This window comes from Deinococcus proteolyticus MRP, from assembly GCF_000190555.1.
Lineage (GTDB): Bacteria > Deinococcota > Deinococci > Deinococcales > Deinococcaceae > Deinococcus > Deinococcus proteolyticus.
This window is the reverse complement of record NC_015162.1, coordinates 187,420-195,800: the sequence shown is the minus strand read 5'-3', so window position 1 is coordinate 195,800 and position 8,381 is coordinate 187,420. Positions and strand designations below refer to the sequence as shown.

13 protein-coding genes are annotated in these 8,381 nt (G+C 65.2%); 2 read left to right on the top strand and 11 right to left on the bottom strand.

Translation table 11 applies throughout. From position 1 onward, the window contains the following. Positions 1 to 44 precede the first annotated feature (44 nt). Genes DEIPR_RS12715 through DEIPR_RS12675 form a run of 9 tightly spaced genes read right to left on the bottom strand, consistent with a single transcriptional unit; the run spans position 45 to position 4,431 of the window. Complete coding sequence (locus DEIPR_RS12715) at positions 45 to 671, bottom strand: hypothetical protein (protein WP_013615987.1); 627 nt, start codon at positions 669 to 671, stop codon at positions 45 to 47. Positions 672 to 713: 42 nt separating this feature from the next. Further along, on the bottom strand, positions 714 to 965 hold the full coding sequence (locus DEIPR_RS12710) for a hypothetical protein (RefSeq protein WP_013615986.1): 252 nt from the start codon (positions 963 to 965) through the stop codon (positions 714 to 716). A gap of 11 nt (positions 966 to 976) precedes the next feature. Further along, on the bottom strand, positions 977 to 1,216 hold the full coding sequence (locus DEIPR_RS12705; protein WP_013615985.1) for a hypothetical protein: 240 nt from the start codon (positions 1,214 to 1,216) through the stop codon (positions 977 to 979). A gap of 5 nt (positions 1,217 to 1,221) precedes the next feature. Continuing rightward, a complete protein-coding gene (locus DEIPR_RS12700; RefSeq protein ID WP_013615984.1) occupies positions 1,222 to 1,734 on the bottom strand; it encodes a hypothetical protein in 513 nt (170 codons plus the stop codon). Beyond that, on the bottom strand, positions 1,724 to 2,065 hold the full coding sequence (locus DEIPR_RS12695) for a hypothetical protein (RefSeq protein ID WP_013615983.1): 342 nt from the start codon (positions 2,063 to 2,065) through the stop codon (positions 1,724 to 1,726). Before DEIPR_RS12695 ends, DEIPR_RS12700 begins: the two co-directional genes overlap by 11 nt. Next, complete coding sequence (locus tag DEIPR_RS12690) at positions 2,062 to 2,502, bottom strand: hypothetical protein (protein WP_041223091.1); 441 nt, start codon at positions 2,500 to 2,502, stop codon at positions 2,062 to 2,064. Before DEIPR_RS12690 ends, DEIPR_RS12695 begins: the two co-directional genes overlap by 4 nt. Beyond that, positions 2,492 to 3,442 (bottom strand): ATPase AAA, encoded by a 951-nt coding sequence (locus DEIPR_RS12685; protein ID WP_013615981.1) that lies wholly within the window; start codon positions 3,440 to 3,442, stop codon positions 2,492 to 2,494. Before DEIPR_RS12685 ends, DEIPR_RS12690 begins: the two co-directional genes overlap by 11 nt. Positions 3,443 to 3,452: 10 nt before the next feature. Then, the gene (locus DEIPR_RS12680) at positions 3,453 to 3,977 is read right to left on the bottom strand and encodes a hypothetical protein (protein WP_013615980.1); all 525 of its coding nucleotides are present in this window, start codon (positions 3,975 to 3,977) and stop codon (positions 3,453 to 3,455) included. 4 nt (positions 3,978 to 3,981) lie between these two features. Further along, entirely contained in the window at positions 3,982 to 4,431 is a 450-nt protein-coding gene (locus DEIPR_RS12675; protein WP_013615979.1) for a hypothetical protein, read from the bottom strand. Positions 4,432 to 4,551: 120 nt separating this feature from the next. Here DEIPR_RS12675 and DEIPR_RS12670 point away from each other — a divergent pair, with 120 nt between their 5' ends. Together DEIPR_RS12670 and DEIPR_RS12665 are read left to right on the top strand one after the other, a co-directional pair. After that, complete coding sequence (locus DEIPR_RS12670; protein ID WP_013615978.1) at positions 4,552 to 4,956, top strand: helix-turn-helix domain-containing protein; 405 nt, start codon at positions 4,552 to 4,554, stop codon at positions 4,954 to 4,956. A 53-nt stretch (positions 4,957 to 5,009) separates the two neighbouring features. Further along, positions 5,010 to 5,396, top strand: coding sequence for a hypothetical protein (locus DEIPR_RS12665; RefSeq protein WP_013615977.1), 387 nt, complete (start codon positions 5,010 to 5,012; stop codon positions 5,394 to 5,396). A 22-nt stretch (positions 5,397 to 5,418) separates the two neighbouring features. Here DEIPR_RS12665 and DEIPR_RS12660 read toward each other — a convergent pair whose 3' ends face one another. After that, complete coding sequence (locus DEIPR_RS12660) at positions 5,419 to 7,545, bottom strand: helicase domain-containing protein (RefSeq protein ID WP_013615976.1); 2,127 nt, start codon at positions 7,543 to 7,545, stop codon at positions 5,419 to 5,421. Continuing rightward, on the bottom strand, positions 7,542 to 8,369 hold the full coding sequence (locus DEIPR_RS12655; protein ID WP_013615975.1) for a DnaB-like helicase C-terminal domain-containing protein: 828 nt from the start codon (positions 8,367 to 8,369) through the stop codon (positions 7,542 to 7,544). Before DEIPR_RS12655 ends, DEIPR_RS12660 begins: the two co-directional genes overlap by 4 nt. Positions 8,370 to 8,381 lie beyond the last annotated feature (12 nt).

Below are 8,381 nucleotides of genomic sequence, written 5' to 3'. Positions count from 1 at the left end.
CAGGTAAGCGCTTCCGTCCGTCTCCAGCAAAGCAAGGTACGCGCTCATCGCCGCTCCCGCTCCGCTTTGAGCGTTTCGATAAACCCCTGCAAGGTGGCCGCCCGCTCGCGCAGGTCACGGCGCTCCTCCAGGTCCAGTTCTGCTTTCAGGGTCTGAATCTCCCTCAGGCTCCGTTCGATGCTCTCCTGCACCTCCGGCATGTCCCGCTTCTGACTGCGTTCCCTGAGTTCCAGCAGCTCGCGCTCAGTCTCCAGCAGCGTGCCCATCCTGGCCTGCGCCCGAATGTCCTCGAAGGCGGGAGCCAGGGCTGTGGGAGCTGGGGTTGCGGCAGCTGGAGCTGCTGAAGCCGGGATCTTCTTCTTGCCTGGTCCCAACTGGTCGAGCACTTCCAGCAGGTTGATGCCCGCTTCGGCTGACCCCTGGGCCTCAATGCCTTCGTCCCTGGCCTGGGCTTTGCGGGTCAGCAGGTAGGCCGGGATCACCGCGCCCAGGGCCAGCATGGTGACCGGCTGGGTGAGGGCGGCGAGGCCGATTCCGATCAGCAGACCCTGCAGCACGCCCCACTCCGCATGGCTCAGGGCACGCCGGGGCACAGGAACGGCCAGGCCAGCCTGAACCGGCGAGGGGACGTATTCAGGAGCCGTGTGGTCAGACTGGACGTGCTTGCTCATAGGCCCCTCAGTCTGGCTGAATTTCCGTGCCCGCATGGTGGCCTACCCCGCTGCCCAGGCCTGCAGCTCCCGTTCCGTCACCCAGCGTAAGGATAGCACCGCCTGAGTAGGCCCATGCAGCAGCACCGGGAACTCGTCAACGTCCTGGGCGTCCAGGGCCGTGCGGACAGCAGCGGGGGCGTCGCCCAGCAGATACTGCGCCCCAGCTGCCAGTCCAACCTGCTTCAGTCGGGATGCTCCCAGGCTCAGTTCCCAGCGGTTGCGGCCAATCAGGGTGGTGTGAAGTTCAGACATATCCTCCTCCTTCAGTGGGCATGGCGCAGCTCGGCTCCCCGCAGCAGCAGGACCGTGCCCAGGCTCAGCAGCAGTGCGCCGCCCAACACGCGCTGCACCGGCGTCCAGCCCCCCAGCAGCAGGTCAAGCTGGTACTCAAGCTCGTACGCCACCACCGGCAGCAGCGGCTGATGGACGCTCACCATCACGAACAGCCACACGTACGCCAGCAGCATGGCCAGCAGGACGAAGTGGATCAAGCGGTCCAGCATGGCGCTCACCCGGCCAGGGGAGGGCACGGCCTTCTCCCCAGTTCACGCACGGCTGGCCCTGGCCCGTCAGCCTCCTGCGCCCACCACACCCGCTGCACGCCCAGCGCGTGATGCCAGCGGTACCACTGACCCCCGCTGACAACCTGCAGCTCCGACAGCGCCCCGTCCATTCTGAGCCAGCCATGCACCACTTCCAGGGGCTGGGCCTGCAACCGCGAGAGCTGCACCTCCAGGGCGCTCATCTGCGCGTGAATCACCCGCACCGCTTCCGGCGTGGTCGCCAGCTCCAGCGCCAGGGCGTAATCCTCAGCAGTCAGCGGGGCGAACAGGAAGTGACCCAGCAGGTCCAGGCTGAAAGGAGAAGCAAGTGGCCCTTCATGCCCGCTTCCCTCCGGCCTTCTTGCCCTGAGTCCCCGCCCTTCCAGCAGCGTCTGTTCCACGTCCTGCCGGTGAAACAGCAGCGCCGTGTCCGCGCTCAGGTGCAGCCCCCTGGCGTCTACCGTCAGGTCAGCCGGCATGGCTGGCCTCCGGTGTGGGTGGTTGCAGGGTGTGGGCCAGCATCAGTGCCGCGAAGGTGAGGCACACGGTGGCGGTCAGCGTGAGGGGGCCCTGTGGACCACTCACCAGGATGCACAGGGCAGCCAGCAGTCCGTAGAGCAGCACGCGCCGCTCTTCGCTGTGTCCGTCCGGGCAGTGCCAGTCTTCCAGCGTCCGGTAGCTCACCACGCCGGAGATCAGTCCCAGGCCGCTGCCCAGGGCGAGGTTGGGTCCAGTCATCTGCGTGAGGATGAACGTGACCAGCACGGTGAGCAGCAGCAGGGGCGTGTACGGGTGAATCCTGATCTTCATGACGGCTCCTTTCGGGGGTTAAATTCGAGGACGATGCGTGCTCCGGTGCCCTCAGCAACCTGACGAATGGTGTTCGTGCTCTGGCCCCAGTAGAAGGGGTTGGCGAGCCGGTTGAGCGAGCTTGGAGCGATGCCGGTCAGTCGGCTGACTTTCTCTGTGCCGCCGTGCTGCTGAATCACGCCGCGCAGCACCAGGCTGACCGGGTTGACCTGGGCAGGACTCAGAATGTCCGGGTCTTCGGAGCTGGAGCTGGGGTCGGGAATCACTCCTTCCCGGAGCATTCTCCAGGCCAGCTTGCGTTCCAGCATGGCCTTGACCCGCGCTTTCGTCTTGCCGTACGCCTCCATGTCCGCGCACTGCCCCTTCCAGCCCCCAGGCCGCGCCTGCCAGATGATGCGGTAGGTTCTGTGCTCGGCACCGTCAGGCTCAGGCGGCAATCTCGCTCACCCCTTTTTCCGCGTTCTTGCCGGCCAGAATCGCTTCGATGCTCGCGTCGAAGTCCTCATGGACCCGGTACCGCCCGCGCCCGATCACCTCGATGGCCTGCGCGAACACGCTCGGCTCCACCTTCTGCCGGCCTATGACGCCCAGCAGGGGCCACAGGTTCTCACTGTTCACCACCCGCACCATGTTCTTGCCGTGCAGCGTGGCCGTGATGCTGACGCCACGCGGCGCGTTCTGGCGGATGATGGGAATGTCGTCCCGGTAGCCGATCTCGTCGCTCAGCAGCGCCTGCGGGCCCATGTTGCCGATCACGCGGGCGAACTTCTCGCCCTGGTGCAGGGGATTGCCCACCGCCACCACGCGGGCCTTGCCGATGATGCGGTGGGGAATGTCCGAGTCCCCGGCGATCTCGTTCGAGGTATCGATAATGACCAGTCCCTGTGCGAGGCGTTCGGCCATGATGCGGGCGATGTCCCGCAGCAAGGTGGTCTTGCCGACGGCGGGGGGGCCGACGATGGCGATGCCGCTGTTTTCCTGGACGGCGCGCACAATCACCGGCCGCAGCGGTTCGGCCACGCCGATCAGGGCGCGGCCCACCCGGACGGTGAGCTTGGTGGTGATGCCGGCGGTGTTCACCTCGCGGCTGAGGCGGTGCAGGGTGCCGGGAATGCCGATGCGTCCGTCTTTGCGCCAGCCCCCGGCGACGCCGGACTGCATGTGCTGGTCGATGCGGTCGAACTCGTTGTTCTTCAGCAGGTAGGGATAGGTCACCCGCAGGTCACTGAGGCGCAGGGCGAGGGGCTGGCCGCGGTCCATGATGATCTCGTCCACGTCGGTCAGATTGGGGCCGACGATTTTACCGATGTCATCGGTGAGCCTCTCCAGGATGGCCTGATATTCCTCAGGGGTGGTGATGTCGCGGATCATGCTCATGGGCGCGGCCTTACTGTTTGGCCGGCACGCGGGAGAGGCCGAAACGCTCTTCCACCAGCACGCGGGCGGGCACGTTCTTCGTCTGGGCACTGAGGCCTTCCAAAGTCTTGAGGCTCTGCTGCGCGAAGGAGGCCGAGCCTTTTCGAATAGGGCCGACGCCGGTGATCAGGCCGGAGCCGTAGTAGACGTTCACGCGGTCGATGACGATGATGGCGGGACTGTCGAGGTTCACGAAGGCGTACTTCAGCGGCCTGGGCGGGGTCTGGGCGTTTGAGAGGGCGACGCTCAGCAGGTAGGAGCCCTGGATCATGTGGGCTTTGCGCTCGGTCAGGATGGTGACGGGCAGGTTGCGCTGGGCGGCCTGCTTGAGGCCCTGGGCCAGGGGCATGTTCTGGAGATCGGGCAGGTAAGCGATGACGCTGTTGCCGGCGGTGTCGACCGCCTTGCTGACCTGCTGGATGCTGACCTGGGCGCAGGCGGCCGAGGGGACGAAGGAGAGGGCCAGGGCGGTGCAAAGAGAAGTGAAGCGTGTCATGCCTTCACTTTGAATGCGAATCTGGTTGGTTCGGCTTTGCCCGGCTGGGTTTCGTGGCCCTGGGCATTCGCCAGATCAGGTAGGGCGCAGTGGTGAGCAGGACACTGCCCAGGCCAGCGGCGGCGATGTGCATGGGCTGGCCGGTCCAGCTCATCTGCATGAAGTTCAGCAGGCCGTAGAAGGTGAAGTAGGCGGTTCCGGCCGTAAAGAGGCGCAGGAAGGGGCCGAAGCGGACCTCCCGGTGGGCGGTGACGTACGCGCACAGCCAGGACAGGGGAATGGGGGAGAGGACCAGCATGAACATCGGCAGCTTGTGCAGGTAAGCGCCGGTCTGTCCACGGGCGATGAGGAGCAGGCCCACAAGGCCGGTCAGCAGGATGCCGAGGAGCGCCAGGCCAGCCCAGATGAGGGGTTGGCGGGACGGGGCAGGGGACGCGGCGGTGGTGTCGGTCATACCCTCAGTGTGGGTGCGAATCCGGTTGGTTCAGGCGGGGGAGGAGGGGCTGCATGACAAGCAGGCATTTTGCGGCTCTTGCGGCTCTTGCGGTACAATGGACATCAGAGAGGTGTTGCCATGACGATTCATCAGCCCCACGATTTACTGACAGTGCAGGAAGTGGCGCGGAAATTGCGCCTGAGTGATGACACGGTGCGCCGCCAGATTCGTGAAGGCACCCTGGAGGCCATTCGGGTGCGAACAACGCCGACAGGCCGTGAGCAGTATCGTGTGCCGGCCCGTGCTGTCGAGGACATTTTGGGCACAGCCACTTCTGTGCCTATGTCTGACCTTTTTGCCCCGCTGCGGGAGGCGTTCAGTGTGCTGTCCGAGGAGGAACGGGAAGAAATCCTGGCCCAGGCGGTGCGCTGGGCGCGGGAGCGCCTGCCTGAGCCTGCAGGGGAGCGCCTGCCAGCCTTGACGGAAGAGGAACTGACACAGCGCTTCCGTCACAGCCGTCTTGCGCGTGAGCCTCAACGTTGACGGCATCGCAACCGCTCCGCGTTGTTCCTGATATTCAGGTAATGCTGAGTGGAATGACCAGTCGTTCAGGGCCTTCTTTCGAGCTGTACCAGCGAGCCAGACGGTTTGAGGTCATTTTTATCCTATGTGAAGCCCACTTTCTTGAGCTGGCGCAGGTGCTGACTTACGATAGCGTTCTCAGGCTAGGCAGCGGCATCATCACCCCTTCGTATGCCTTTTCTACCGCAGCGGAACTTCACCGCATCGGTGAGTATCATGACCGGATTCCTGGGCTGGACTGGCCGTCCTGCCCCGACCCGAAAGACTGGTATCTGCTGGACCTGCTCCTTGCTGCTGAAGCGGACGGTATCGTGTCCAAAGACAAGCATCTGCTCCGCATGTCCGCCCTGGGCGTGCCGGTGATGACACCTGGAGACCTGAAGCATCAGGGCCTGATCTGAAGTAGCCTCCTGCTCCTTGCCTCTACCCCTGCACCAGCGGGTGAAACCCCGCCCCGCTGTAAAAGGCCAGATGGTGCAGTCCTCTGGACGCTGCCACGTACAGCAGCCGCGAGTCGTACTCGGTGCCGGGGTCGTAGCTCTGCGGGTCCGCGTCCATCACGACGCAGCCGTCGAACTCCAAACCTTTCGCATACTGAACCGGAATGGAAACCAGCCCACCTTTATAACGGTGTTGCGGCTCCGTGATCGGCTGCACGTCCAGGTCGAACGGGGCCAGGGCGTCAGGCAGGCGCTGGGCGTCAATCGTCCTGCGGGTCACCAGGGCGATGTTCTGGTATCCGGCGTCCTGCAGGGCCTGAACGTGCCCAGCTACGGTGCCCAGCTCCCCTTCCAGGAACTGCACCGGGTCCCCTTCACGGCCGATGTGCTCGGAGTGAATCACCTTCGAGTACGTGGCCGCGATTCTGGCGCTGGCCTCACTGATGGGCGCAGTCGAACGGTAGGTCATGGGCAGGAAGCTGACGCTGGCGCTTCCCAGTGCAGCCGGTGCGCTGTCCCTGCCTAAGGCTTGCTGCACTTCTTCCCAGTTGGCCGGGCCTTTGTACCCGGCGAGGCCCTGTGAGAGGTCCCCCAGGGCGGTGAGCTGGCCGGGACGCGTGGCCTGAGCGAGCAGGCGGTAGAGCAGCGGCTGGAAGTCCTGGGCCTCGTCGAGGAGGATGTGGTCCCAGCGTTCTCCTAAGCCGTGCAGGATGCAGCGCAGCGCGAGGATGGCCGGGAGTTCGGTGACGTCTACTGAGGAGCCCTTGGGGAGGGGAATGGCGGCCAGGGGGTCACTGAGCAGGATGCGGCGTAAGGGTTCTGCCACTTTGGCCCGCTCCAGCAGCGCCTCGCTGCCCAGCAGCCGGCGCGTCTCGCTGACGGGGAGCATTCGTCCGAAGAGGGTGGTAACGACTTTGCCGATTTCTTTGTCCAGCACCTTCAAATCTGTATCTGTGGCGTTGGTGCGGCGGCGGATAGCTTCTTCCAGGCTTGCCCGGAAGCGTTCTGTGGCTCCGGGCTGGCTCAGGGCGTGCTCAATCAGCTCCCAGAGGTCAGCCCTGGGGATGGGGCCGGTGCTGCCTCTGCCCGGCACGTCGAAGCTCGGCTCGGCCACCTTGTGCAGTCTGGCCCAGAGTTCCTGGCGGACATGCTCACGGATCAGGTCATAGATGCTGGCCCGGCCTAGGGCTTTGGCCTTTTTCCAGGCGCTAGCGCGGCGCTCGTTGTTTTGGTCGGCCAGCAGCAGGGTGAGGGTGCGGTCCGTGACCTGCATCTTTTCCAGGCCCAGGAAGCTCAGCATCCATTTCTCAGGGGTGGTGACGGTGACGCCCTGGAGTTCCAGGCCGGGCAGGACGCGGGAGGCGTACGCGGCGAGGATGTCGTTGGGCATCAGGGCGAGGATGCCTTCAGGCCGGGCGCGGACTTGCTCTGGCCGGTCTGGGCCACACAGCCAGGCGAGGCGGTGGAAGCCGACGGTGGTTTTGCCTGCGCCGGCGCTGCCCTGGACGATCTGGAAGCGGGCGGGGTCGGCGGTCATGGCGTCGTATTGGGCGGGTTGGAGGGTTTCCACCACGTCGCGCATCCCAGCGGTGGCGTGTTCGGAGAGGCGTTTCAGGAGCACTTTGCGGCGGCCTGCCCCACCCGCATTGCCTTCTTGCTGGGCCTGTTCTCCTTTGTTCTCCCCGGTGTAGAGGTCGGTGATGTCCAGCAGGCGTTTGTTCTGCACGTCAAGCTGGCGCTTGTGGAGGACCGTGCCGGTATTGCCGGCGGCCTGCCACTGGAGCTGGTCGGTGTAGAAGAGGCCGCCGACGTCGCTGCGCCAGGAGGTGACACCGTAGCGGGGGTTGCCGAAGGCATGTTTGCCGATGTAGAGGGTTCTTTCCTTGCCCCGGATGCGGACGGTCATGCGTCCGAAGTAGGGGGAGTGGACGTGGGGACTCAGGACGGCGGCGCGTTCCTCGGCGTCGTCGGCCATGACGAGGGAGGTGTGTTCGTCGGCCCCACCGTGGCGTTCACGGTCTTCAAGAATTTGGATGCGGCGGATCATGGCCTGGACAGTGCTGCCCAGGCGGGCTTCTTCGGCGGGGAAGTCGGGGTGGGGGTGGGTCATTGCTTCATCCTGCCTGAACAGGGTGTCTGGCCGTGCGGCAGTCTGGTGGCCTGGGGGCGGAAAGTGGCGCACTCGGGGTCGAACTCGGCGTAGTTCCAGAGCAGCCCTGTGCCTTTCAGGCAGATGAGTTCGGCCAGGTCGCGTTCGGTGCTTTGGTAGTAGCGTTCACGGTGCAGGAAGGTGACGGAGGTGGCTTCAGCTGCTGCTTGTTGACCGATACGCAGGGCGCTGAGGTCTGCGAGCTGTGGTCCAGCCGCGTCCTTCAGTTCACAGCGGGTGGTGGCGATGACCGGGATGGCCCACTGCAGGGCGAGGGTCTGCAGCCTTGCGGTGAGGGCAGTCCAGCGCTGGCGTTCACGCTCCTGGTACTCCGTGATGGATGAAGGCTGGAAGGTGTGGTCGCTGCTGACCGGCGTATCTTCGAGGCGGTCGAGCAGTAGCAGCTCTGGCAGGCGGGGCCTACCTCCCAGCAGGTCTTGCAGGGCTTCCTTGGCCTGGCGGCCGTCCAGACGCCTGAGCGGGAGGCCGGAGTTGTACAGGTGTTCGGCGGCGGCCGACAGGCGGCGGCGTATGTCTGGGTCCAGTGGCGTGGTGGGCGTCATCTGGTGCAGCCGGTTCAGGGGGACGCCGCTGAGCTGGGCGAGGTGCATCAGCCGGGTCTGGGCGGCGGCGTGTTCGGGGGCGAGGTAGAGGGTCTCCAGGCCTGCCTGGGCAGCTTCAAGGGCAAGTTGGTGGGCGAGGCTGCTGGTGCCGATACCGGGGGGGCCGGCCAACAGGTGAAGGCCGGGGGTGAAGTGGATCAGGTCGCCTGGGTCTGGATTCATGGGATGGTCCTT